A 24,785-nucleotide genomic window follows, 5' to 3' on the forward strand; every position below is an offset into this window, starting at 1 on the left:
CCCCTGCACCCTGCTCCCTGCCCCCCTGCCTCTTCTCCTCGTGACTCACTTGAGCAACAGGAATCGTGAAATGAAACTGGCTACCTTGGTCTTTACCATTTGATTCTGCCCAAATTTCTCCCCCCCAGCCAGTGACAATTTGGCGGCTAATTGCCAGTCCCAAGCCAGTCCCGCCAGTGGTACGCCGCAGCGCTCCTTCTTCTTGATAGAAACGGTCAAACACGATTTCTAGGCGATTGGGTTCAATACCACGTCCAGTGTCAGCCACGGTCACCTCCACCATCTGATTGCTGTTTTGGGTGGCTGTAATTGTAATCTTGCCGTCAGGCAGTGTAAATTTACAAGCATTATCGATCAGTTTGGCGATTACCTCCACCAGCCAATCACCATCAGCTCTCACCAAAGGTAGATTTTCGGCAATTTCAGTTTTGACTTGGGGGGGTTTCTCGCTTGAAGTCCGGGTGCGAAGTCGGCTGAGAGCTAAATCCACACATTCTTGTAAAGTCAGAGATTCTGGATGCCATTGTACCCGTCCGCTTTCAAGGTTAGAAAGGGTGAGGAAATCTTGCACCAGTTTCCGCATTCGTTCTGAGTCGGAAAGTGCAGTACTCAACATTACCTGCTGCAACTCTAAAGGCATATCGGGTTCACTAGCGAGGCTTTCCAAGCACACCTGAATTGTGGATAGGGGCGTGCGGAGTTCGTGACCTGTGATGGCGATTAAGTTGCTGCGGGTGCGGTCTAGGGCTTCTAGCTGCTGGTTGAGGTCTTCTAGGTTAGCGTAAGCCTCTGCTTGGATTAAAGCTGCGCCCATTTGGGTGGCGATCGCTTTTACCAAATCTAGTTCTCCTGGTTGCCATTCGTGGGGCGGTAAACAGCAATAATGCAATTCCACAATGCCTAACAATCGTCCTTGAAAAAATACTGGTTCGATTAACCAAGAACGAATAGCAAATTTTTGGGCAATTGCGGACAGTTTCTTGGATTTGGTCACACGAGGATCACTCAGCGTATCAGCGACACAAACGCCCTCACCGTTTTGGATTGCTTCTTCAAATAAAGGATTTTCATCTAACTGCCAAATTTGCCCACCCACAGGTAAAACACCAGGAATCAAAAACTCATGTTTAATATCTGCCTGGGCATCTGTAGCTTGAGCGCGGTAAATTAAACAGCGACTAGCCCCTAAATGTTGTCCTAGTTCTTGTGCAGCTATTTGTAGGACTTCGTGGGGGTCAAGCGATCGCCGAATCGCTGTACTAATAGAGTTGACTAAACGCTCTTTTCGGGCTTGGGCAGTGATGGAACGATAGGCTTTATGCAATTTGTACTGGCTAGCTTGCAGATAAGTCACCAAGCGCTGCACAAAGGGGTCAGTGTCAATGTCACAAGCAAATTCAGTCACTTGTTCTGTTGGGGAATAATTTCTGGTTTCCCCGATGCCAAACCTCTGGCGAGCCTGTTTAATTTTGTCTCCCAGGTCTGGCCTGTAAACCGAAATTCTGTCTAATAGCAAATCAGCTGCTTTGAGGCTAACTCCCCGTTCTGATGTCCAGATTCCCTCAAACCTCCGCGCCGTGTCCATATCTAGACTAGGGCTAAATTCTGGTAGCTGCTGGTTTTTGGCAATAGAACCCAGACTTTCTCGGCACACCAAACAAGTAGCATAGTTATCCGCAACTACCACCAAATGCCATTCTTGACTCAAGGCATCTTCTGGCTCAAAGGCTACCTTCTCATAATATTCCGAACTGTTGGCAAAGTCCGTCTCTGGTGCGGATAAGACGTATATTTGATTACTCCGCATAGCCAAACGCTGATAGCGATGAGCTTCTTGGCGATAGTATCGCTCTCTTTGGAAGCTAGCAATTACCAAGGGCTGCTCCAAAGTTGCCGCCAGAACCTGATCTTCCATCGCGTGGGAAAGGGCTGTTAGTGAAGCCTTGAAATATAGCTGGGGTCGCAGGTAGGGTATAGATTGTAGCAGATCACTCAGCACGGAAGACGAAATGCTCATGAATATCGTTAAAGAAAAGCCCAATCACAAAAAAAGATTCAAGTCATAGCTGCATTGTACAAATTACAACGGACTCTCAAGTGCAGCAGACAGTTGAAATATGTAAAGAATCTTGAACACCACTTTTCACAAAGGTAGTGACAGTGTTGAAAAAATCTCCAGAACTAGACCAACAAAAATAGGATATTTATGGGACGTATCCTGGGATATAAGAGTTGTTTGCGACATTTGTCTTGATATTTATTTTTAAGTTTTTTTGATCCATTTGCTGGCATCGTCAGGTTGAAAATTATAAGCTACTAAGCTCAATATACATTCAACAGACCCCTTTGATATCAGCCTGAGCTAAAGTTTATTTGCCTAAAATCGCCCATAAATGCAAACAAAGCCAGCTTAAACTTTTTTCAGCCGCTAATTTTATCAAGTTTTTGGCAAATCTTTGAGTAGTTATACTTCTCACAGTTTATAGCATTTCCTAATCTGCTAAATACAAATTTTTCTGTGTTCATTTATGGTTAATTAATTACTCCTATTTCTCCAACCCCGATTCATCAAATTCCTCCTCAGAGAACTGCTATAAACACAAAAAATTGCCCATTCTGATCAAAATAATCAAAAATCATGATGTGAAGGATTTTAAATCGCTGTATAGATTTTAATTTAGTAATTATTAATGATAAATTAAATTCGTTGTATTAAAGCTGAATTTTACACATTATTATTTAATAATATACAAAAATTATTCAAACAATTTCATCGTATTTCTGGACTTAATTCCCAATAAAATTGTCACCATTGGCAAATTTAGTATCTTGCCTAAGTATTCTCTTTCCATGAGGTCTGAGAAGGTTGAGACTGAGATGAATTAGCTGAAAATCACCATTTTTCAGCCTTGACTTTAGATATAGACAATATACTCTTATAAAGATTTGTGATCAATTTCCTGTCTACTCCCTTGGCAAAAATATGTGACTCTTGATTTGACTCCCAAAGATGGAAATCGCCTTGTAGAAGCACTTTTCCCTGTTGACACCATTGACATACACCTGTAACTGGAACTTTGGCTCATGACACCGGATACACTGACGACCCCGGAAAAAATTTCTTTGGATGGTAAAACTTTTACTCCCGCAGCACAATTACCTATACCGGAATGGCCTTGTGTTGTGAGTGAAAGACCACAACCAACTCTGACGGTTAAAGATGATGATTTATTTTTAGTGACGGATACAATGGGGAACATTTCTGGTTGTTCCCTTCAGGATGGTAACCCCAACGTGGGACTATTTTGCTCTGACACCAGATTTCTCAATCGTCTAGAGTTGCAAATTGCCGGGCGATCGCCTATCCTTCTGAGCAGTACTGCTGAAAAAGGATTTTCAATTTCCGTTCTGTGTACTAACCCCAATATTGACGAACACTTGAAAGCAGAAACTGTTGGTGTTCGCCGAGAAATTGTCCTCAATGGGGCGCTATTTGAAGAAATTGAAATATCTAATTACAGCACCACAAATGTCAGCTTTGAATTAAGTATCAGCTTCGATGCAGATTTTGTTGATTTATTTGAAGTTCGCGGTGTTGAAAGAGAACAACGGGGTAAAATTTTACGCTTAGTAGAATCGACATCTGAAGAAAAAGCAGCTTTTGCTGGTCATGGCGTTGCGTCTGTACATCCACCAAGAGAAAAATCTTTGACCTTAGCCTATCAGGGTTTGGATGGCTTATTAATGGAATCCCGTATCCAATTCCAGTATCGCCAACCAGACGATTTTCAGGGTTACACTGCTATTTGGCGGTTGGATTTGGCTTCTCACGAAACTCAAAAGCTGGGTTACCGAATCAATATGTTGACTAACAATCAACCCAGTTCTACGGTGAGTGCAGCTTTTACCTTAGTACAAGCCAAAGCGGCTGAGTTGATGGAAGAGCAAGAATGGATACAGCAAATTACACAGATTAGATCAGATAAAAGTATCTTCAATCGTGTAATTGAACGAGCTGAGCAAGATATGTATTTGTTGCGTCAGTCTTTTGGGAAGTATAAAACTGTTTCCGCCGGTGTTCCTTGGTTTTCAGCGTTATTTGGCAGAGATTCTTTAATTACAGCGTCCCAAACCCTGATGCTAAATCCCGAAATTGCCAAAGAAACCCTGATGATTCTAGCGTCATACCAAGGTAAAACTGTGGATGACTGGCGTGAAGAAGAACCAGGGAAAATTTTACATGAGTTACGATTTGGGGAAATGGCGCGTTGTCAAGAAATTCCCCATACACCCTACTACGGCACAGTTGATGCTACTCCCCTGTGGTTGATGTTGTATGCTGAATACTACGCTTGGACTCACGATCAAGAAACTCTAGAGAAACTGTGGCCGAATGCTCTAGCAGCGATGGAATGGATTGATCGTCATCTTAAACAAAGTAGCTATTTGACTTACTACCGTAAATCAAAACGGGGTCTGGCTAATCAAGGATGGAAAGATTCTGGCGACTGTATCGTAGACAATAAGGGTGAGTTAGCCAATGGCCCCATTGCTTTGAGTGAAGTGCAAGCTTACGTTTACGCAGCTAAAATTAACCTAGCAGAAATAGCTAAGATGAAGAAGCGCCTAGACTTAGCAGAACGGTGGCTCGATGAGGCTAGACACCTCAAGGTGCGTTTTAATCAAGATTTTTGGATCAAAGACCAAGATTTCTGCGCCTTAGCTTTGGATGGAGACGGGAAGCAAGTCGCAAGTATTACATCTAATCCTGGTCACTGTTTGAATTTAGGGATTTTTACACCGGAAAAAGCCTACAGTGTGGCGGAACGATTACGAGCGCCAGATATGTTTAATGGCTGGGGGATTCGGACTTTGAGCAGTTTGTCACCAGCGTATAATCCAATGGGTTATCACATTGGTTCAGTTTGGCCTCACGATAATTCTCTCATTGCAATGGGATTGCGATCGCTCGGTCTCATCGATCAAGCTTTAGAAGTGTTCCAAGGTTTGTTTGATATGACTAGTCAGCAACCATATCAACGTCCGCCAGAACTTTTCTGCGGTTACGAACGCAATGGTGACCATGCGCCTGTACAGTATCCAGTGGCTTGTACACCACAAGCTTGGGCTACCGGGACTATATTTCAACTGCTGCAAATGGTGGTTAATTTAGTCCCTGACGCTCAAAATAATTGCTTGCGAATTATTGATCCGACTTTACCAGAATCAATTAATCGTCTGTCATTTCATAATTTGAAAGTTGGCCCTACTATACTGGATTTGGAGTTCGAGCGCTCTGGTAGTACTACTGCTTGTCGGGTAGTGAAGAAACGGGGTAATCTCCGGGTGGTTATTGAAGCGTAACCAGGGAATAGGTAACAAAATTTTAGGGGTTTAATTATATTTAGACCCCTATGATGAAAACTGGTTTCCCAAATCTAAAGCTCATGTTCAGGAGTAATTTCAGTAGTTATAGGGGTTGAACAATTAATGCTCAACCCCCAATGCTACAAATACTAAATTATGACTGTCGAAAATTAACCTTCTTCTTGACGGTCGCTTTTGTGTCCTGGAGAAGATTCATAAAGAGCATCTAACTGTTGACGAGCATCTTCAACGTTGACGGAACGCATGACTAACAAAGGTTCTTTAATTAAGTTACCCGCGTTGTCTAATAATTCTGGGTGGGGAATAAATTGTTTTCTGGAAGAGAGATAGCCTTGATTATCGGTTGATGAATATTTACCTGGATAAACTCGCTCTCGATCAAAACTGAACATAATCAAGTTGCGGATTAAGTTAGCAACGGCTAAAGAAGCAAGAATTGTAAAAGCCAGAATGTAAAGTAGGTGTAACATCGGATTTTCCTCTAAGAGCAGCAAGTTTTAAAACTTTATTCGGTAACCTTTTGCTTCGCCTATATTGTCAGATCCGGCGAAGATGAATATCTAACGCACGCTTGGCGCGTTTATACTTTTATGGAAAAATTTGTTAATCTATTCAAACTAAAGTAACATGGGACACATTATTTGTTAATAAAAATAATGTTAAGGAATTTGAATCTTTAATGCGACTTGTATAGTGTCTTGTTCTGATGCCAATCCAGTCTGCTGAAATCAACCAGCAGCAAAATCTGAGACTGAATGTGCCTGACGAGAGCGCATTGATAGATTCCAGCATTCTGTTACCAAGCGGTGCCAAGGTATTAAGGTGGTCATTTCAATCCCGACTTGTCCATCCGTGGCGGTAAATAGCATCTTTGCTGCGTTTAGTTCATCTTGCGCTTGCTTGACTCGCAAAAGTAAATCTGATTGCTCTTCGTGACTCATAAATGAGAGTTGCCCGGTTTCCAACAATTCACGCGATCGCGCAAACCAATAATTAAAATCCTCCAGCAGAGGTTCTAATACCGTTTTCAGCATCTCAGCCCCTGGTAAATTCGAGTCTCGCATAAATAAAAAGTATATTGCTAACTTCTCCACTAATATTAACGTTTTTTACAATTTTTAACATAATTCTATCCTCTTTCCTCAGATAGATTGTGGAAAAATCTGTAATCATGGCTACGAAATAGACTATAATCATTATTGCCGTAAGGTTTATCTAAAATTGAGAATAGAAAAAAAGCTATCCAGATATAAAGTATTTTCGGCAAAGCATGAGCGTATCTCACCGTAAGTATCTTCAGCCAACAGTGCATAATTTCTTAGTTGGAAACTGAGTCCTTAACACTCATTTGTGGCGATTTATGAGAAAAGGGTTGATTCCAGAGAAATATTAAAGTTAACTTGGCAGTAATGAAAGTCAGTAAACTCGTTATATTTGAAGCAGACTGGAAAGTGCTGAGTAAGTTTTTTTCCCCCCTGCCCCCTGCCTCTTCCCAATCCCTGGGTAGATTTTTCTGACTTTCAACTACTAAAATTATCTTTTTGTAATCACTTCGCTAATGGTTCAGCAGCCGATGTCGCCAAATTCAACTCTCAATCCATCAGAACAACCTGAAAAAATTTATTTACCTCGTACCAGCGAATCGGAAACATTAAAGCAGATTCGCCACACAGCTTCCCATGTAATGGCAATGGCGGTACAAAAGCTGTTTCCTAAAGCGCAAGTTACAATCGGTCCCTGGATTGAAAACGGTTTTTACTACGACTTCGATAGTCCAGAACCATTTAGCGAAAATGATTTGAAAGCCATCAAGAAAGAGATGGTGAAGATTATTAATCGCAAATTACCAGTTCTGCGCGAAGAAGTCAGCCGGGAAGAAGCCGAAAAAAGGATTTCAGCAATTCAGGAACCTTACAAACTCGAAATCCTGGGAGATATTAAACAAGAACCGATCACAATTTACCATCTGGGGAATGAATGGTGGGATTTGTGCGCGGGACCTCATGTAGAAAATACCAGCGAATTAAACCCCAAAGCTATTGAATTAGAAAGTGTAGCCGGTGCTTATTGGCGTGGGGATGAAACCAAGGCGCAGTTACAACGCATCTATGCGACTGCGTGGGAAACTCCAGAACAACTGGCTGAGTATAAGCGGCGCAAAGAAGAAGCGTTACGAAGAGATCACCGTAAACTTGGTAAGGAACTGGGATTATTTATATTTTCCGAGCAAGTGGGGCCGGGTTTACCCTTGTGGACTCCTAAAGGTACTTTGTTGCGGAGTGTGTTAGAAGATTTCCTCAAAAAGGAACAACTCAAACGGGGTTATTTACCTGTAGTCACGCCGCACATTGCGAGAGTCGATTTATTTAAAACTTCTGGACACTGGCAGAAGTATAAGGAAGATATGTTTCCCCTGATGTCGGACGATGAGGAAGCCGCAGCTTTAGAGCAAGGTTTTGTCCTCAAGCCGATGAATTGCCCCTTTCATATCCAAATATACAAGAATGAGTTACGTTCCTATCGGGAATTACCAATTAGATTTGCCGAATTTGGTACTGTTTACCGCTACGAACAATCAGGAGAATTGGGTGGTTTAACCAGAGTGCGCGGTTTTACTGTGGATGATTCGCACCTGTTTGTCACTCCCGAACAGCTAGACAATGAATTTCTCAATGTGGTGGACTTGATTTTGTCGGTGTTTAAGAGTCTGCAATTGAAGAATTTTAAAGCTAGACTCAGTTTCCGCGATCCAGCCAGTGATAAGTATATTGGTTCTGATGAAATTTGGGATAAAGCCGAAGGTGCAATTCGCCGCGCGGTGGAAAAGTTGGGAATGAATTACTTTGAGGGGATTGGGGAAGCGGCGTTTTATGGCCCCAAACTAGATTTTATCTTTAGTGATGCTTTAGAACGAGAATGGCAATTAGGAACGGTTCAGGTAGATTACAACTTACCAGAACGCTTTGATTTGGAATACGTGGCTGAAGATGGTTCCCGCCAACGTCCTGTGATGATTCACCGTGCGCCGTTTGGTTCTTTAGAACGGCTGATTGGGATTTTGATTGAAGAGTACGCTGGTGATTTTCCTTTATGGTTAGCACCTGTGCAAGCGAGATTGTTACCAGTGGGTGAAGCACAGCTAGATTTTGCTAAGGATGTCGCCGCGAAAATGGTGGCTGAAGGTATTCGTGCAGAAGTGGATACCAGTGGCGATCGCTTGGGTAAACTCATCCGCAATGCAGAGAAGCAAAAAATCCCAGTCATGGCGGTGATCGGAGCTAAAGAAGTTGAATCTAACAGCTTGAGTATCCGTACCCGTGCTTCTGGGGAATTGGGAGCTATTCCTGTGGATGAAGTGGTGGATAAAATGAAGAATGCGATCGCTAACTTCGATAACTTCTAACCATCAATAGGCTAGTACAGCACGGCGGAAATAAATCAAAAGCCTATAGAACAAGCCTTTTGACTTTTGACTTTTGACTTTTGACTTCCGCCTTGCGGCCTAGTCTAACCACGACTGCAAATCAGCCATACTGCTAAAATCAAGCAAGGCTTCACCCAGATTTTCTAATTCTTCTAAAGAGAGAGTTTCCACACGCTGACGCACATCTGGGGGTAATTCTCCCACTCGTCGAGTTAGGAGTCTTAAGATGAGTGATCTTTCTCTTTGTAATCCTTCTTCTCGACCTTCTTCTCGACCTTCTTCCCGACCTTCTTCCTTGATTTCCCGGTAAACTCGCGTTTCTTTGAGTGTGATTCCTAGCATCGCTTCAACCTCCCTGCGGCTTAATTTTTCAAACTTGTACACCATGATTGTGGTAACTAATTCAATTATGGCGCTACTTGCGGTTTCTGCTTCCTCACAAGCGGAACGTTCAAGTAAATACTTAGCCTCAGAGGGTGCTTGTTCTGAGTCTACAGTGGTTAATACCATCAATGCTACCCATAAAGGTAATTGACGAATATCTCCCAATTCATCCAAATACACTCGATGCACCTGGTTACCATTCAGGAAGCCACGATGGGGATAAATATTACTTTGTTCAATACTGCGTGATGGATAAATTATTACTGCTTGCCAATCACTAAATCTGTCACTGTTGCGGTAGAAATATAATGAGGATTCAGCAAATACTCTTTCATAGAGTTTTTCGTCCTTTTGAAATTGCACTTCGCAAAAATACACCACACCTGGACTTTCATTTTCTGGTGGTAAAAATACCCCGTCAATTTCAAATTTAGGTTCTTTGACAGCCACCGAATCAAAGCGATATGCCTCAGCATTTGCTGGCGGATTTGTCAATAGTTCAAATAATAAAGTCGGTGATTGTTGAAATAGTTGATAAAATATGGAATCTCGGCGCATGAAAGATGTTCCTAGATGAGCGCAATAGTTGAAGACCTGTCAAAAGCACTCATTTGTCTTCATCATCTTAACCCCCAAGGACTGCAAATTATCCAGATATTCTCAAAGCGATCGCTAACTTCGAGAACTTCTAGCAGAAAGTAGGGTGAGCAATACTCACCCTTTAAGTTGGCAAACTCTAGCAAGACGCTTCTCATGCTGCAACTGAAGCTGTTAATCTTCCTTCGACTCGTTCATATTCATCTTCAAGTAGCCAAAGTTTTGCTTCTTCGTAGCTGTCACTAGAAAACGCCAACTGATAATTCTGATTTGGATCGTAAACACAGCTTTTACCGGAACTGTCGCTTAATAAAATCAGAACGTATGGAGGTGAAGCAGTGGGATCTATCCATAACTCCGAAAATTCCCAATTATCTACTAGGTTTTGTGCGTGGGATAACATGGTATTTGTTTCCTTTTACTTTCATTTCAGCGTAATAAAGTGGGATTTTACCGCCATCAATACTGAGACGATATCCAATTGGTTCGGCAAAGTATAATCCATAGCGTTCATGTCCGCGAATCATCCCTGTAAATTCTCCTTGCTCTATGATTGCTTGAGCAACTATATATATTGTCGCTTCATCAATAAATATATGAGCGCTTCCTTCTTTTTGCAGTAGCTGTTGCATTTGAGGAGTATCTGGGAGATGCTTGGCAACGTGTTTAGTGTCGAGAGTTAGTTCACGGTCAATTAAACTCATTCAAAGCAGTTTTACACATAATTGAGAAAGTTCGTTAAAGAATTTATAAGCGATCGCTTGCTCATATATTCTGTTTGACAAACCACACCTGGCCGCAATTAGCAATACTCATGAGCAAATCAACCCTTAACATGAGATGCTGGTTGATGATTGGAGAGTATTTGCAGATGTCTGTTATTTCTAGTATCACTATTACCGTTCCTGCCACTACAGCTAACTTGGGGCCTGGTTTTGACTGTATCGGTGCAGCTTTAACGCTGTACAACAAGTTCAAATTCACTCGCTTAGATGAGGGTGGATTAATTATTGATGTCACAGGTGCAGAAGCTGAACGGGTGCAAACCGATGAAAGTAATCTACTCTATCAGGCTTTTGTGAAGTTCTATCAATATATAGGACAGACACCGCCATCGGTAAAAATGGAAATTCAGCTTGGTGTACCATTGGCGAGAGGTTTGGGTAGTTCAGCTACAGCCATTGTCGGCGGGTTGGTTGGTGCTAATCAACTGGCGGGTGCGCCTTTGACTCAATTACAGGTGATGGAATTAGCGATCGCAATGGAAGGACATCCTGATAATGTCGTACCAGCCCTATTGGGGGGATGTCGTCTCGCTGCTACCAGTGCCGATAATTGGGAGATTTGTGATATTCCCTGGAATGAAAATATTGTCCCAGTCCTAGCTATTCCTGATTTTGAGCTTTCCACCAGTGAAGCCCGGCAAGTTTTACCTACTCAGGTGAGTCGTGCAGATGCAATTTTCAACACAGCACATTTGGGGTTATTGTTACGCGGTTTGCAAACAGGTAAGGGAGAATGGTTAAGCACAGCTTTACAAGATAGATTGCATCAACCATATCGCCAAGCTTTGATTCCTGGTTACGATGCTGTGAATGCAGCTGCAATGAAAGCCGGTGCTTATGGCATGGTAATTAGTGGTGCAGGGCCGACACTGTTAGCTTTAGTAGATAAGTTGCATTCTCAGGCTGTAGAAGCGGCGATGTTATCAGCTTGGCAATCAACAGGAATTACAGCCACAGTGCGATCGCTTTCTCTGGATACCCAAGGTGCAAGCTACCAAGGATAAACCGTAATGATTAACCAAATTCATACAGAAATCACCACCCTCAACTCAGAAATACAGGCACTCCAGCAAGAACGGGCGACGCTGAGTATTAATAATGTATTATCTGGCAAGAATGATTCACCCTCAGCAATGGTGGAAGCTTGTCGCCGCCAAGCCAGAGAAAATGCCCAATTATCTGTAGAACTCAAAGGCATCGACGATGCGATCGCCGCGCTGGAAATACAGCGACAATACAAACAGGCTGAATTAGAACATTGGCAAAATAAATCCCAACAGCTTACCCAAGAGCAGGAATTAGAACAAGCCAGAGAAGTAGCCCAGGTTCATGCCGAACGCATTAATCAACTAGCGGCGGAACTATCCACAGAAATCCGTCTGCTGAAATCTTGTGCTGATTATTTGAGTCCCATGTATTGGCAAGTCTACTATAAGCCTTTTATTACAGGGTTTAAGACCATCTCAGTTCCCTATGTGCGCTCAGATGGGGAAGTTTGGACGATTGTGAATCGAATTGTCTAAAATTGTGCGTATCTGTCGAAAATGTTAAATATAATAACTTAAATTGGTGACTTTAGTCACTTTTTTTATATATTTTTTGTATTGACGTTGCAAAAGTTTACAATTAGAATGGTTTTGAAAGGAATTGATGAGTATTTATTCCTAAAATTTACTCAAAAAGTAGATACTAGGGATAAATAACATTTACAAAAGTACAAATTCCTTCATATAATGAAATCATAACCAAAAAGGTAAATCGATTGTCAGAACTAATGAATGCCATTGAATTTCCTTGGCTGTCAGCCATAATTTTATTGCCCCTGGTGGCTGCCTTAGCCATCCCTTTCATCCCAGATAAAGAAGGAAAAACCGTTAGGTGGTATGGTTTAGGAGTTGCGATCGCTGATTTTGCCCTGATAATTTCTGCCTTTTGGTATAGCTACGACTTCCAAAACCCCACACTGCAACTCGTAGAAAACTATGCTTGGGTTCCAGAGTTAGGTTTAAACTGGTCTGTTGGTGTTGATGGTTTATCGATGCCCTTACTCCTACTAACCGGCTTAATTAACACACTGGCAATCTTCGCGGCTTGGAAAGTAACCACTAAGCCGCGATTGTTTTATGCCTTAATGTTAGTGATGTACAGCGCCCAGATTGGCGTATTTGTCGCCCAAGACTTGCTGTTGTTCTTCTTAATGTGGGAAATCGAGTTAGTACCTGTGTACCTGCTGATTTCCATCTGGGGAGGACAAAACCGCCGTTACGCAGCGACTAAATTTATTCTCTATACAGCCGCAGCCTCAATATTTATCTTGGTAGCTGGTTTTGCAATGGCATTCTCAGGAGATACTGTCACCTTCGACATGGCAACTCTGGGAATGAAGCAATACCCCAAAGCTTTAGAATTATTAACTTATGCAGGTTTCTTGATTGCCTTCGGTGTGAAGATGCCCATCTTCCCCTTACACACTTGGCTACCTGATGCCCACGGTGAAGCATCTGCACCTGGTTCCATGATTTTGGCTGGTGTGTTGTTAAAAATGGGTGGTTATGCACTCATCCGCTTCAACGTTGAAATGTTGCCCAATGCCCATGTTTACTTTGCCCCAGTTCTCGCAGTACTAGGTGTAGTTAACATAGTCTACGGTGCTTGTTGCGCCTTTGCCCAAACAAATCTCAAACGCCGCTTGGCTTACTCTTCAATTGCCCACATGGGATTTGTCTTAATTGGGATTGCCTCTTATACAGAGATTGGGATTAGCGGTGCTGTATTACAGATGGTTTCTCACGGTTTGATTGCCGCTAGCTTGTTCTTCCTATCTGGTGTAACTTACGAACGTACCCACACCTTAATGATGGACAAAATGGGCGGTATGGCTAAAGTAATGCCCAGAACCTTCGCCGTATTTACAATTGGTGCAATGGCTTCTCTCGCTTTACCCGGAATGAGTGGCTTTGTGGGTGAGTTGATGGTGTTCCTCGGTATTGCCTCCAGCGATGTTTACAGTTCCAGCTTCAAAATTGTAGTCATCGTGTTGTCGGCGGTTGGCGTGATTTTAACTCCAATTTACCTACTATCAATGTTGCGCCAAGTATTCTACGGTGAACAAAACGCAGAATTACATCTAGATGCTGTAGTTGCTGACATCAAACCCCGTGAATTGTTTATCACAGCTTGTTTGATCATTCCCATCATCGGTATTGGTTTCTATCCCAAGTTGGTTACGCAGACTTACGATGTGAAGGCAGTGGAATTAGCAGCCCATGCGCGTCAAGTCCTACCAGTATTCGCACGTCAGCAACCAGCAAGTCTGTACTCGACTATCTTCACTGCACCAACCTTAGCTTCATCTCAAGTTGATACTGTAGTTAATCTCTCAGAGTAAATATAATACCCTGATTGGGTATAGCAAGTAAATTCTAAATAAGAGGGGAATATAGGGCAATACAGTTCAGTTAAGCAAATTTTTCTTCTCTTTCTTAACTCTCTGTGTCCTCTGTGCCTCTGCGGTATGCGCTACGCGAACGTTAAAAAAAATTACTGTGACAAACAATTTGGTTCCTTTACTGAACCGTATTGGAATATAGGGGTGGTTTTATAACCACCCTTAAAATTTTTTATATGCTATTACTACTGGCTAAATCTTGATTAACTAACAACTTACCTACAATAAACTATCTACCTACTTACTGACCAATACTTCCTGAATGGTACAAGCCCCCAAATTTATCAGTGGGGTCAATCTAAAATCCAAAATTCCAAATTGTTTGACCTAATTATTCCAAAGAATAGTCGGCTTATTTACACCGTGCTGTACTAGTGTCTTTTGGACTTGAGGTTGAGTCTGTACGGGTAAATATTTCCCTACTACACCCATGATTTTATCTGCTGTTACGGGTTTTGCCATAAAATCTGTTGCACCGACCAACTTAGATCGGACTCGATCAAAAAGACCATCATTTCCCGTTAACATCACTACAGGTGTGTCACTAAAGGATGAAACTCGGCGCACCTGAGTACAAATTTCATAACCATTAGCAATAGGCATAATCAAATCTAAAAAAATCAGGTCTGGCTTACTTTGAATCAAGATTGGTAAAGCTTGTATAGCATCTTGAATTTTGATAAATCTCAGTCCATGTGAGACGATAATTCTCTCTACCATATTACAAATCTGAAGACTATCATCTACGCAAGCTATCAGTGGCGCAGTTGATGTTGTAGCTGGGCTGGAAACAGAATTGTTTTTGACTGTTGCAACTGACAAAGGTAAATCAGGTACTTCTACCAGTTCAATGACCCCTGAGATAATATAAGGAAGCAATGAACGGGTCAAAGGAACAATACTCTGATTCATTTTTGCTGCTAAATCTCGCAGAGTGTATTTACCCTTGAGCAAATTTACAAACTTTTTGTAGACAGATTCACTTACATGGTGCGCGAGTTGTTCTGGTTTTCGCACAACTGGTGCTAAGTCGGGAGAAAAATTAGCCAAACCAGCATCTGACCAAAATTTCCACGAGTCTTGCATCTTTTTCATAAAGACATCTGCACTTGTGAAACTCACTGGTGTTTCTATGATAAATTCCTGGGTGCGATCGCAACTTACAGCCACAAAATTTGTTTGTTGAGCTAAATCAAACAACAGTTGTGATATTGTGCTTTCTATAACAGCGTGAATTTGTTCTCGTTGAATTTGCTGTTTTTTATAGAGAATTTCCAGGATGCGATAATCCCAGTGATTGATTTCTAGGTCTTCTCTACGTAAATTTAACTGATCTATATCAATTTGAGGGCAGTATTGAGCCATATTTCGCCGCCAGCGCCGGAAAGGATGACTTCCTCCCTCCGCCCAAACTATCCGTCCTAGACGATAGAAAAAAGTCCATTGGTGTCCTTTGCTACTTCTAACCTTTAAGCAGCCATTGTATTGCAGTTGAGTACAAGTTTTAAACTCATCAAGTATATTATTCGATATCATCAGTGCCGTGCGGGTCATACGTAGTTTGTTCCTTTATCCTTCAAACCCTCAAACTAGCTATATAGCTCTTGGTAATTACTCGAAACCTTTGATTTATACTTGAGAAATCAGGGCAGTGTAAATGTAAATATTTATTAAGTAAATGTAAATATTTATTAATTTAATTGTAACCGTATAAATGCTGTTTTTGCTGATCTTAGATTAAAGATACATATATAGGATTATCTAACTGTTAAAAATCCCCCCATAGGAATAGAAAAATTGGGGCAAAGAAATATAGGTAAAATTACAGTTAAAATTGTCACCTTGGCAAACTCTTGATCAGCCGTGATCAGACTTGCTGAATTTTGGATTGCCATTGCAGCAATCACCGCATCGGGTAATTTCAACCTATATTGCTGTCGAATTTCAATGATTTTTGCAATTAATACTGTATCACCCACTATTAAGCCAACAACCTCCACTCGCTGAAGGAATTGTTGAAAAAGCAAGATATCTGCTTGACTTAGACCTGCAAACGCCAGAAATTCAATTTGGCTAATAACTGAAACCCCTATCCAATCAGTATCTTGGAGTAATTGAATAAGTTGAGAATTTCCTTGTAGTAGAGCCACAATTGCATTCGTATCGAGCAAGTAGCTATTACCACTCATCGCGTAGAGTTCTTTGTATCGCTACCGCATCTCCTTTCCAATTTAACTTTCCTAGCAAATCAGAGAAATCATATCTGTGTTTCTGCTCCTCGTTTGACGAAACTGGATTCAATACAACTACAATATTTACTTCACCAGCCGCTAACTGCGTGGGAATATTCAGATGCAAATATCCTGATTCATCAATCGTCGTCGTAAGTTTTAAAACTTCCATTGCCAAACATATCAAATTTCATGGTTAATGGTGGGTTACGCTGACGCTAACCCACCCTACTGAATTGACACTAAAACCCTTTGTGGTGATTTGTTTAACACCCCATTCTGTTAATGATTCTTCTTTTCAGGTCGTTTGAGAGCATATATGGATGTAAAAAAGTCAACACATTTATTTTACCCACACATAGCTTGTGCTTGAAAATCAGTGCAACAAAAAAATGGGGGACTGAGAAATAAATCCCAGTCCCAATAAAAAAAGCGGGCTAACCGCTAATGAAGTGGTTAACCCGTTCAGCTTTGGGAACGCGCTGAGAAAATTCTATTGCAATACCAACTTGACATTGGCGTTTTGCAGACCGCGCTGTTTTACTTCAGACAAGGTTTTGTTAACTGCATACTTTTGGTTGATGGAGTTGATCAACTCGGTTTGATTGTGCTTCTTAGCAACGCCCCACAGGTCAGCGATGAGGTCAAAGGAACCATCGCTATTGCGAGACCAACCTAGATCGTATTCACCTTCCAAAACAGCTACGATGTCGGAACGAACGCGCTGACCATTGTAACCACGAACATCCGCTTCAGTCTTCACGCTAATACCTAAGTCGCGCAAAGAAGACTTGAGGATTTCAGCATCGGTGATTTTGGTACGCAGTGTGCTAAAATGAGACATTTGGGTTTCCTCCAGTGAGAAGAGTGAGAAAAAGACAACGGTTTTTTTTCGGGAAGCCGCGCTGATGGAAATGCGGCTTTTTCTCTTAACTGCTAGCTTTGGGGGCTAGCCTTTGCCCCTGGTATTAGCAGGGGAAAGCTTTTAAAACTCCATGCGCTGATATTCAGCGACGGAGGCTGCGGCGGGTCTTGCGCGCTGTCTGGCCCAATCTCTCAGGGCTGTTACCTGTTCTTGCATGGTACGTGACAACGGCAGAGTTGCTTTCAGTGCAGCAATAATATCTAATTGGGTGAACTCGCGGTCTTGGGCGAAGGCTTCATACATTGCCGCCACAAGTGCTTGTTCAATTTCTGCCCCAGAGAAGCCGTCAGACATCTTGGCTAATTGCTCAAGGTCGAATCGGGAAATGTCTTCACGACGTTTGGTGAGGTGGATATTATATATATCCTGCCTTTCTTCGGCTGTGGGCAGATCCACAAAGAAAATTTCATCAAAGCGTCCTTTCCTCAGAAACTCTCCAGGCAAGCGTTCCACTCGGTTCGCGGTTGCCATGACAAATACGGGAGATTTCTTGTCTTGCATCCAAGTTAGGAAAGAACCAAAGATTCTACTTGATGTACCACCATCGGAATCAGATGAACCTGAGCTACCTGCAAAGGATTTATCTAACTCGTCTATGAACAGAATCGCTGGAGAGATGGATTCTGCTGTTTTTAAGGCATTACGTAGATTGGCTTCACTTCGTCCCACCATTGAGCCGTCATATACTCGCCCCATATCTAGGCGTAGTAATGGCAAACCCCACAGTCGGGAGGTAGTCTTGGCAATTAGTGACTTACCACAACCTGGAACACCAAGTATTAACATTCCTTTGGGTTGGGGCAAACCATACTCTCTCGCTCTTTCTGTAAAGGCATTAGAGCGCTGTTTGAGCCACCTTTTTAGTTCTTCTAAGCCACCTACAGCATCAATGGTTGCATCTTCTTCGATGTATTCTAAAATACCATTGCGCCGAATGAGTTGTTTTTTCTCAGATAGAACTATATCTACTTCATCTTCCGTTAAGCGTCCAGTTGTTACCTGTGCTTTACGGTATACTTTTTCAGATTCATCTTTAGTTAGACCTAAAGCTGCTCTGAGAAGCTTTTCTCGCGCCTCAGTGGTGAGCCGTCTGCCTCGATTTTGCTCTAAATGGTAAGTTAGGACTTTGTTTAACTCAGCCATATCTGGCAATTTGAAGTCAAGAACGACAACTTCTTTTTCTAATTCAATGGGAACTTGCTGCATCGGTGACATCAAAATGATGTTTTTATGCATTCCCTTGAAACTAGCGATCGCATCACGTAAGGATCTTGTTGTCGCAGGCGCATCAATAAACGGATGTAAATCTTTAAGAATAAATATACCAGGTTCTTTCTGCCGGATGATCCACTCAATAGCCGCCTCTGGCGAAACAGTATTGTGTTGGGTGACGTTCCGGGGTTGCCCATATTCCACGATGCCGTGAGTTACTGTCCAGACGTATACGCGGCGTTGGGGCTTTAATAATTGGGCGATTGTGGAAATTGCCTGTTCCGCCCGTTCTTCCTCGGAGGTCACAAGGTAGATTAGAGGATATTGAGCTTGAATTAGAATATTGAGCTCTTCTTTCATACAATCGACCTGCTGGAGACCTTATACAGTAAAGACATCGTTTGTTGGTTGTGGCAACCGAATCATGAATGGTTTATTCATCATTCTTACCTAGCAAGGAACCAATTCTTCCTCACCCTTGGGATGAGTTTCATCTTTTTCCATTTCGTCAATGGATAGATGCTCTTGAGAACCTATTCCTGATTGATGGCTCATGGCAATCAGTTCTCCATCACGTAAGACTAATGAACTCTCACATTCTGGACAGGAGTAAATTCTGTGCGTTCGTCCATAGGCAGAAGCTTCGACTTCCTCAACTAGTTCTGAGTTAGCAAGGTAGAAGACTAGGGCGCGTTCGGCAAGCTCTGACATCGGTTCTGAATCAATAGCTGAACGAATCTTCAGTTTTTTGTGAAGTTCTGGCGACAGATATAAAGTAACCTTTTGCTTAGTTTGCATATAACTCTTTGACGGCCTTACCCGGGTATGTATATTACGTTATCGGTTACTTTGTCAGATGTCAAGACGTTAAAGCGTTTTGACGGCAATTTTGTTACATTTATTTACATTTTTTGGTGTTGAGGAAAAAAATAGTTGTGAAAGTGAGTCATTTATGCAACAGTTGCCCGTTTATGCTCATGTAATCAAGTCAGAGTAAAAATATGTCAATTTATTGATGAAAATCGCTATATCTGGTAAATTTGAAAGATAAGTGACTTTAGTTAAAAATATAATCATGTCTATCACTACAGTAAAAACCTGTAGTTTAAAACTAAAAATTTATACTAAAATTAAAACCATTGGCGGACAGACTGCCCTGTTATTGAGCCTGTGGAGTTGTACTGCCAGCAATTTGCTGCCTTCTAGGGTGACATGGAATACTTATAACAATTCTCGCTATGGCTTTGAGTTTCCATATCCCAGTAATTGGAATGCCTCACCAGCTAAAGCAAATAATGATGGGATTGTTTTGCTATCACCCAAAAATAATTCTGTGGAAATTCGGGCATGGGCGGCTCATCAGCTACCTGAGTCAATAGAACAAAATAGCAAAACAACGAGCAAACCTAACTTTCAGACAGATCAAGGTGTATCTGGAGTGCTACTTGTGGAAATTGATCAGCAAATCAGCTCAATGACATTGAGCCTAACTCAGGATGAAGTCCAATATTACTGGCAGGCGCGCAGCCAGAATCAAGAATTTTCAGATTATTATCATTTGTTCTATTACATGGCCTACCAGTACCGGATTCGGGAGTAGGACGAGGTGAGGGAGTGGGGAAGTCTATTGAAAAATTATGATCACCAATAGTGACTTGATGGTACAAGCCCCCAGATTTATCTGTGGAATCAATCCCAAATCCAAAATCCAAAATCCAAAATTCTTTGACTCCTGATCCCCCTAATCATCCTCATTGTCGTCATTTCCCAGCCCAGAGTCAGCAATTTTTCAAAGAATGATGGTGAAGAGGGTACAGAAACCTGATAGATTTAGCTATCAGCGAGTAAAAACTGGTGAAGATGAAAGTCCTGGTAATTGGTGGTGATGGATATTGCGGTTGGGCAACTGCACTTTACCTTTCCAACCGAGGTTACGAAGTTGGAATTCTAGATAGTTTGGTGCGGCGGCACTGGGATAATGAATTGGGTATCGAAACTCTGACTCCCATCGCACCAATTCAGCAACGCCTCCAGCGCTGGCAAGATTTGACTGGTAAATGTATCGACCTATTCATTGGCGATATTACTAATTACGAATTTCTCAAGCAAGTTTTACACCAATTTGAGCCGAACGCCCTCGTGCATTTTGGTGAACAACGTTCAGCGCCCTTTTCCATGATTGACCGAGAACACGCCGTTCTCACTCAGGTTAATAATGTCGTCGGCACTTTAAACTTGCTGTACGCCATGCGAGAAGACTTCCCAGATTGCCACATGGTCAAACTAGGAACAATGGGTGAATATGGTACACCCAACATTGATATTGAAGAAGGGTTCATCACAATTGAACACAATGGCCGCAAAGATACCTTACCGTATCCGAAGCAGCCGGGTTCGATGTACCACTTGAGCAAAGTTCATGATAGTCACAATATCAACTTTGCTTGCCGCACTTGGGGGCTGCGGGCTACTGATTTAAATCAAGGGATAGTTTATGGCGTTCTGACCGAAGAAACGGGAATGGACGAAATGTTAATTAATCGCCTTGATTATGATGGAGTATTTGGTACGGCACTGAATCGTTTCTGTATTCAAGCTGCGATCGCTCATCCTCTCACCGTCTACGGGACAGGTGGGCAAACTCGTGGTTTCTTGGATATTCGAGATACAGTGCGATGTATAGAACTAGCGATCGCTAACCCAGCCGAACCGGGCGAATTCCGGGTATTTAACCAATTTACTGAGCTATTCAGCATTGGTGACCTGGCATTAATGGTGAAAAAAGCTGGGAATGCCATCGGGCTAAGTGTGGATATCAATCACCTGGATAACCCCAGAGTTGAAAGAGAAGAACATTACTTCAACGCTAAAAATACCAAACTGCTGGATCTGGGTTTACAGCCCCACTATCTCTCTGATTCCTTACTTGATTCATTGTTAAACTTTGCCGTCAAGTATCAAAACAGAGTGGATAACAAGCAAATTCTGCCCAAGGTTTCTTGGCATAGAAAGTAGATCAAGCCTGCTGGAAACTGTTCGTCATGTCTTAGCAAAACATGATGGACAGTTAATTTTTGTTGAGCATCAACTATATATTTTCTGGGGTGGGCAATATGCCCACTTCTACCTAGCAAGGCGGACTTACCATAGAGCCTGTATGTATAGCCTCAGACTGACCATCTGCTAGTAATTGACTGCAATGTAAAAGAATCTGGGATTATCTGCTTATCTAGTTTTTTATGAGAATCGCCCTATTTACTGAAACCTTTCTTCCCAAGATTGACGGCATAGTCACACGCCTGCGCCATACCGTTGACCATCTACAACGCAATGGTGACCAAGTACTAGTCTTTGCCCCTGATGGCGGGATTACTGAACATAAAGGAGCCAAAGTTTACGGCGTTACTGGCTTTCCTCTGCCATTGTATCCAGAGTTAAAAATGGCTTTGCCCCGCCCGGCCATTGGTTATGCTTTAGAAGAATTTCAGCCAGATATTATTCATGTAGTGAATCCAGCTGTTTTAGGACTGGCTGGGATTTTTTATAGCAAGATGCTTAAAATACCGTTAGTTGCATCTTACCATACTCATTTACCTCAATATCTCCAGCATTACGGTTTGGGAATGCTCGAAGGTTTTCTGTGGGAATTGCTCAAAGGCGCTCATAATCAAGCCGCTTTGAACCTTTGCACCTCCACAGTGATGATGGAAGAACTCTCAGGACACGGTATTGAACGAGTGAAGGTTTGGCAGAGGGGTGTGGATACAGAATTCTTTCATCCTGATTTAGCTAGTTTGGAAATGCGATCGCGTCTATCCCAAAATCACCCAGAAAGTCCCTTACTGCTGTATGTCGGCCGTCTTTCCGCCGAAAAGGAAATTGAGCGCATCAAGCCCATCCTAGAGGCAATTCCTCATGCCCGATTGGCATTAGTCGGTGATGGCCCCCACCGTCAAGAATTGGAAAAACATTTTGCAGGCACTGACACTCATTTTGTCGGGTATCTTACAGGACAAGAGTTAGGTTCTGCCTTTGCTAGTGCTGATGCCTTTATTTTTCCTTCTCGGACAGAAACACTAGGCTTAGTTCTATTAGAAGCAATGGCCGCTGGCTGTCCAGTAGTAGCAGCCCGTTCTGGGGGGATTCCTGATATTGTCACAGACGGTGTAAATGGCTATCTTTTTGACCCCACAGCAGATATTCAAGATGCCATTAATGCTACTTTCCGCCTTCTGCAACAACAACAAGAACGAGAGGTGATCCGTCAAAATGCCCGTCAGGAAGCAGAAAAATGGGGATGGTCATCTGCTACTTGTCAGCTGCAAGATTACTATCAAAAGGTGATATTTTCCGAAAAACTGACCACAGTAGCTTGAATAGGATAGGAAACTCTATTCAGCCAGAACAAGCGGTTAATATCCACATAGAAGGCGCTGATAATTACCAAAAGACACCATCTCCAAAGTTTGGGGATGGTGTCTAGAGAATGGTTGGAAAAAAGACTTTCGTCTATTTGTACTCTCTCAGCTTGCACTTTCTCCATCATCATCTTGAAAAGGACTTTCACCTATTTGCAGTTGTTTTTTTGTTTTTTTCAACTGTTTCCACAAAGCCTTGATTTGTTCGTAAGCTTCATCTGGAGTTAACTTTCCACCTGTTTCTAAATTACAGATATAACTAATACGTTGAGCAAATTCCTGCAAATTTGCATTAAAAACCAAGTTTTCCGGCTTTACATGACCATAGTAGCGTCCACGAGGATAGAGAAAATCGTCTTTGTTCATTATTTTTTTAGCATTTATCTAAATATTGCACCTATTTTAGAAATTTCCCAGAAACAAATTTTCCAACTTCCATATCCCAGACAACTTATTTCTCTTTGTCTCCCTTGTCTCAAGGGATCGGGTTTTTTGCTGGGAAGTCCCTGAATATAATTGAATAATTAACTCCCTTAATCTTTTTTGCCAGACCAAACAATTGAGAGCAACACTTTCATTCTGGTAGGTTTATGGGAGAAATAGTTAATTGTGACTGGGAATCTAAAGGATCAGGATCAAACCTAAAATCCTTTGACAACAAGCAGTATCAAGAATTAATTTACTTAATTGACAAAATATGATATGTTGATATTTTGACTCTTGCTAATTTATGTCATTAGATAATAATCTACTTTTTTCCACTTGCCAATATAATTCATCGTGTAAAAACTTCCATTCATACTGCATGAATATGTATTTTTTCAATGATTTGAGAATTTTTCCCCACCCCAATAATTACATCCAAGCCATAAAAAATACCATACACTAAATATCATTGTCTTCTATCAAGGGTTAGATTTCAGTTCTACTTCTGCCGACAAGTTACCTTGACTCTCGCCCTGCTAAAATGTAGCTGCTTGATATTAGCTGAGAAACATAGCAAACTCAGCACCAATAGCGGATATTGAATAACTAAAGATAAAATAGTTAAGCCTGAAAGGGCGAAAGCTGCCAACTGCCTAAAACCTTACCTCACATCATGTCTGTTTATTCCCAGCTATACGAAGGCAAAGCTAAGATTCTCTATGCAACAGACGATCCAGAAGTCTTGTTGGCTGATTTTAAAGACGATGCCACTGCTTTTAATGCCCAAAAACGTGGCAGTATTATCGACAAGGGAAAAATTAACTGTACCATTTCTAGCCACCTATTTCAGCAGTTAGAAATATATGGTATAAAAACCCACTATATTGATAGCCCTAATCCGCATCAAATGCGAGTCAAGGCTGTAAAGATTTTGCCGCTAGAAGTGGTTGTCAGAAATATTGCTGCTGGTAGTTTGTCTCAGCAAACAGGATTACCAGTGGGTACAGTGCTGAAACAACCTTTGGTAGAGTTTTATTACAAAAACGACCAATTAGGAGATCCACTGTTAACAAGCGATCGCCTATTTCTGCTCGAACTAGCTACACCGGAACAAGTAGATGTAATTCGCAATCTAGCATTGCAAGTCAACGAGTTTCTTCGTGGCTTTTGGCATTCATGCGGTATTACCCTCGTAGACTTCAAACTAGAATTTGGTTTGGATTCACAACAGCAGATACTGCTGGCAGATGAAATTAGCCCTGATACTTGCCGCTTGTGGAACACAGCCGAAGCTGATCCTAACTTGAGAGTCATGGATAAAGACCGTTTCCGCCGTGACTTGGGGAATGTAGAGAATGCTTACCAGGAGGTTTTACAACGAGTGCTACAAGCAGTAGAAACTAAAACTTGAATTTGTCAAAACAAAAAGGTAAGAATACATGGTTTTTGACTGATGCTTTGTGACTTATAAAGTAGATAGGCAATAGCAACCAACTTTATTTTGACCTAATATCTTTGGCATCAGAGCATAATTGCCAAGGGAATGG

General features: G+C 41.9%; 23 protein-coding genes. 9 read left to right on the forward strand and 14 right to left on the reverse strand.

Annotation, left to right across the window (positions count from 1 at the left end):
• Positions 1 to 2,017 (reverse strand): DICT sensory domain-containing protein (locus AACX33_RS17695; RefSeq protein ID WP_227789159.1); only part of this gene is annotated, 2,017 nt, incomplete at its 3' end.
• Positions 2,018 to 3,084: 1,067 nt separating this feature from the next.
• On the opposite strand from AACX33_RS17695, the gene AACX33_RS17700 reads away from it, so the two are divergent.
• A complete protein-coding gene (locus AACX33_RS17700; protein ID WP_194001836.1) occupies positions 3,085 to 5,364 on the forward strand; it encodes an amylo-alpha-1,6-glucosidase in 2,280 nt (759 codons plus the stop codon).
• Positions 5,365 to 5,537: 173 nt separating this feature from the next.
• Here the strand turns inward: AACX33_RS17700 and AACX33_RS17705 are convergent, their stop codons facing one another.
• Together AACX33_RS17705 and AACX33_RS17710 are read right to left on the reverse strand one after the other, a co-directional pair.
• Positions 5,538 to 5,858, reverse strand: a complete 321-nt coding sequence (locus AACX33_RS17705; RefSeq protein WP_194001834.1) for a DUF2973 domain-containing protein — start codon at positions 5,856 to 5,858, stop codon at positions 5,538 to 5,540.
• 258 nt (positions 5,859 to 6,116) lie between these two features.
• Positions 6,117 to 6,452: a DUF2605 domain-containing protein gene (locus AACX33_RS17710; protein ID WP_194001832.1), complete on the reverse strand. Its 336-nt coding sequence runs from the start codon at positions 6,450 to 6,452 to the stop codon at positions 6,117 to 6,119.
• Positions 6,453 to 6,946: 494 nt separating this feature from the next.
• Between AACX33_RS17710 and thrS the strand changes: the two genes are divergently transcribed.
• Positions 6,947 to 8,791 (forward strand): threonine--tRNA ligase, encoded by a 1,845-nt coding sequence (gene thrS / locus AACX33_RS17715; protein WP_194001830.1) that lies wholly within the window; start codon positions 6,947 to 6,949, stop codon positions 8,789 to 8,791.
• Positions 8,792 to 8,890: 99 nt separating this feature from the next.
• Here the strand turns inward: thrS and AACX33_RS17720 are convergent, their stop codons facing one another.
• The 4 genes from AACX33_RS17720 to AACX33_RS17735 form a co-directional block, all read right to left on the reverse strand.
• On the reverse strand, positions 8,891 to 9,754 hold the full coding sequence (locus AACX33_RS17720; RefSeq protein WP_194001828.1) for an Rpn family recombination-promoting nuclease/putative transposase: 864 nt from the start codon (positions 9,752 to 9,754) through the stop codon (positions 8,891 to 8,893).
• Positions 9,755 to 9,816: 62 nt separating this feature from the next.
• Positions 9,817 to 9,951, reverse strand: a complete 135-nt coding sequence (locus AACX33_RS17725) for a hypothetical protein (RefSeq protein WP_265338663.1) — start codon at positions 9,949 to 9,951, stop codon at positions 9,817 to 9,819.
• The gene (locus AACX33_RS17730; RefSeq protein WP_006198566.1) at positions 9,948 to 10,196 is read right to left on the reverse strand and encodes a hypothetical protein; all 249 of its coding nucleotides are present in this window, start codon (positions 10,194 to 10,196) and stop codon (positions 9,948 to 9,950) included. Before AACX33_RS17730 ends, AACX33_RS17725 begins: the two co-directional genes overlap by 4 nt.
• Positions 10,165 to 10,497 carry a DUF6972 family protein gene (locus tag AACX33_RS17735; protein ID WP_194001826.1) on the reverse strand — a complete coding sequence of 111 codons (333 nt, stop codon included), beginning with the start codon at positions 10,495 to 10,497 and terminating at the stop codon, positions 10,165 to 10,167. Before AACX33_RS17735 ends, AACX33_RS17730 begins: the two co-directional genes overlap by 32 nt.
• Before the next feature lie 167 nt (positions 10,498 to 10,664).
• Between AACX33_RS17735 and thrB the strand changes: the two genes are divergently transcribed.
• The 3 genes from thrB (at position 10,665) to AACX33_RS17750 (ending at position 13,966) form a co-directional block, all read left to right on the forward strand.
• On the forward strand, positions 10,665 to 11,582 hold the full coding sequence (gene thrB / locus AACX33_RS17740) for a homoserine kinase (protein ID WP_194001824.1): 918 nt from the start codon (positions 10,665 to 10,667) through the stop codon (positions 11,580 to 11,582).
• A 6-nt stretch (positions 11,583 to 11,588) separates the two neighbouring features.
• Positions 11,589 to 12,101, forward strand: coding sequence for a hypothetical protein (locus tag AACX33_RS17745; protein WP_194001822.1), 513 nt, complete (start codon positions 11,589 to 11,591; stop codon positions 12,099 to 12,101).
• Between the two features lie 251 nt (positions 12,102 to 12,352).
• Positions 12,353 to 13,966 (forward strand): NAD(P)H-quinone oxidoreductase subunit 4, encoded by a 1,614-nt coding sequence (locus tag AACX33_RS17750; protein ID WP_194001820.1) that lies wholly within the window; start codon positions 12,353 to 12,355, stop codon positions 13,964 to 13,966.
• Positions 13,967 to 14,353: 387 nt separating this feature from the next.
• On the opposite strand, the gene AACX33_RS17755 is transcribed toward AACX33_RS17750, so the two are convergent.
• The 6 genes from AACX33_RS17755 to AACX33_RS17780 form a co-directional block, all read right to left on the reverse strand.
• Complete coding sequence (locus tag AACX33_RS17755; protein WP_194001818.1) at positions 14,354 to 15,580, reverse strand: response regulator; 1,227 nt, start codon at positions 15,578 to 15,580, stop codon at positions 14,354 to 14,356.
• Positions 15,581 to 15,783: 203 nt separating this feature from the next.
• Entirely contained in the window at positions 15,784 to 16,215 is a 432-nt protein-coding gene (locus tag AACX33_RS17760) for a type II toxin-antitoxin system VapC family toxin (RefSeq protein ID WP_194001816.1), read from the reverse strand.
• Positions 16,205 to 16,429 carry a hypothetical protein gene (locus AACX33_RS17765; RefSeq protein WP_194001814.1) on the reverse strand — a complete coding sequence of 75 codons (225 nt, stop codon included), beginning with the start codon at positions 16,427 to 16,429 and terminating at the stop codon, positions 16,205 to 16,207. Before AACX33_RS17765 ends, AACX33_RS17760 begins: the two co-directional genes overlap by 11 nt.
• A 321-nt stretch (positions 16,430 to 16,750) precedes the next feature.
• Positions 16,751 to 17,101 carry a DUF1257 domain-containing protein gene (locus AACX33_RS17770; RefSeq protein ID WP_089090590.1) on the reverse strand — a complete coding sequence of 117 codons (351 nt, stop codon included), beginning with the start codon at positions 17,099 to 17,101 and terminating at the stop codon, positions 16,751 to 16,753.
• Positions 17,102 to 17,242: 141 nt separating this feature from the next.
• Entirely contained in the window at positions 17,243 to 18,754 is a 1,512-nt protein-coding gene (ycf46, locus tag AACX33_RS17775; RefSeq protein WP_194001812.1) for a stress-responsive protein Ycf46, read from the reverse strand.
• A gap of 90 nt (positions 18,755 to 18,844) precedes the next feature.
• A complete protein-coding gene (locus tag AACX33_RS17780) occupies positions 18,845 to 19,192 on the reverse strand; it encodes a hypothetical protein (RefSeq protein WP_194001810.1) in 348 nt (115 codons plus the stop codon).
• A gap of 277 nt (positions 19,193 to 19,469) precedes the next feature.
• Here AACX33_RS17780 and AACX33_RS17785 point away from each other — a divergent pair, with 277 nt between their 5' ends.
• The 3 genes from AACX33_RS17785 to AACX33_RS17795 all read left to right on the forward strand — a co-directional run bounded on the left by AACX33_RS17785 (position 19,470) and on the right by AACX33_RS17795 (position 22,770).
• Positions 19,470 to 19,994, forward strand: coding sequence for a hypothetical protein (locus tag AACX33_RS17785; RefSeq protein ID WP_194001808.1), 525 nt, complete (start codon positions 19,470 to 19,472; stop codon positions 19,992 to 19,994).
• 260 nt (positions 19,995 to 20,254) lie between these two features.
• Positions 20,255 to 21,409 carry an NAD-dependent epimerase/dehydratase family protein gene (locus AACX33_RS17790; protein ID WP_194001946.1) on the forward strand — a complete coding sequence of 385 codons (1,155 nt, stop codon included), beginning with the start codon at positions 20,255 to 20,257 and terminating at the stop codon, positions 21,407 to 21,409.
• Positions 21,410 to 21,633: 224 nt separating this feature from the next.
• Positions 21,634 to 22,770 carry a glycosyltransferase family 4 protein gene (locus AACX33_RS17795; protein WP_194001806.1) on the forward strand — a complete coding sequence of 379 codons (1,137 nt, stop codon included), beginning with the start codon at positions 21,634 to 21,636 and terminating at the stop codon, positions 22,768 to 22,770.
• 147 nt (positions 22,771 to 22,917) lie between these two features.
• On the opposite strand, the gene AACX33_RS17800 is transcribed toward AACX33_RS17795, so the two are convergent.
• Positions 22,918 to 23,178: a DUF7219 family protein gene (locus AACX33_RS17800; RefSeq protein ID WP_194001804.1), complete on the reverse strand. Its 261-nt coding sequence runs from the start codon at positions 23,176 to 23,178 to the stop codon at positions 22,918 to 22,920.
• 733 nt (positions 23,179 to 23,911) lie between these two features.
• On the opposite strand from AACX33_RS17800, the gene purC reads away from it, so the two are divergent.
• Positions 23,912 to 24,649: a phosphoribosylaminoimidazolesuccinocarboxamide synthase gene (gene purC, locus AACX33_RS17805; protein WP_194001802.1), complete on the forward strand. Its 738-nt coding sequence runs from the start codon at positions 23,912 to 23,914 to the stop codon at positions 24,647 to 24,649.
• Positions 24,650 to 24,785 lie beyond the last annotated feature (136 nt).

Origin of the sequence: Nodularia sp. LEGE 04288 (genome assembly GCF_963896525.1) — a bacterium.
Classification (GTDB): domain Bacteria; phylum Cyanobacteriota; class Cyanobacteriia; order Cyanobacteriales; family Nostocaceae; genus Nodularia.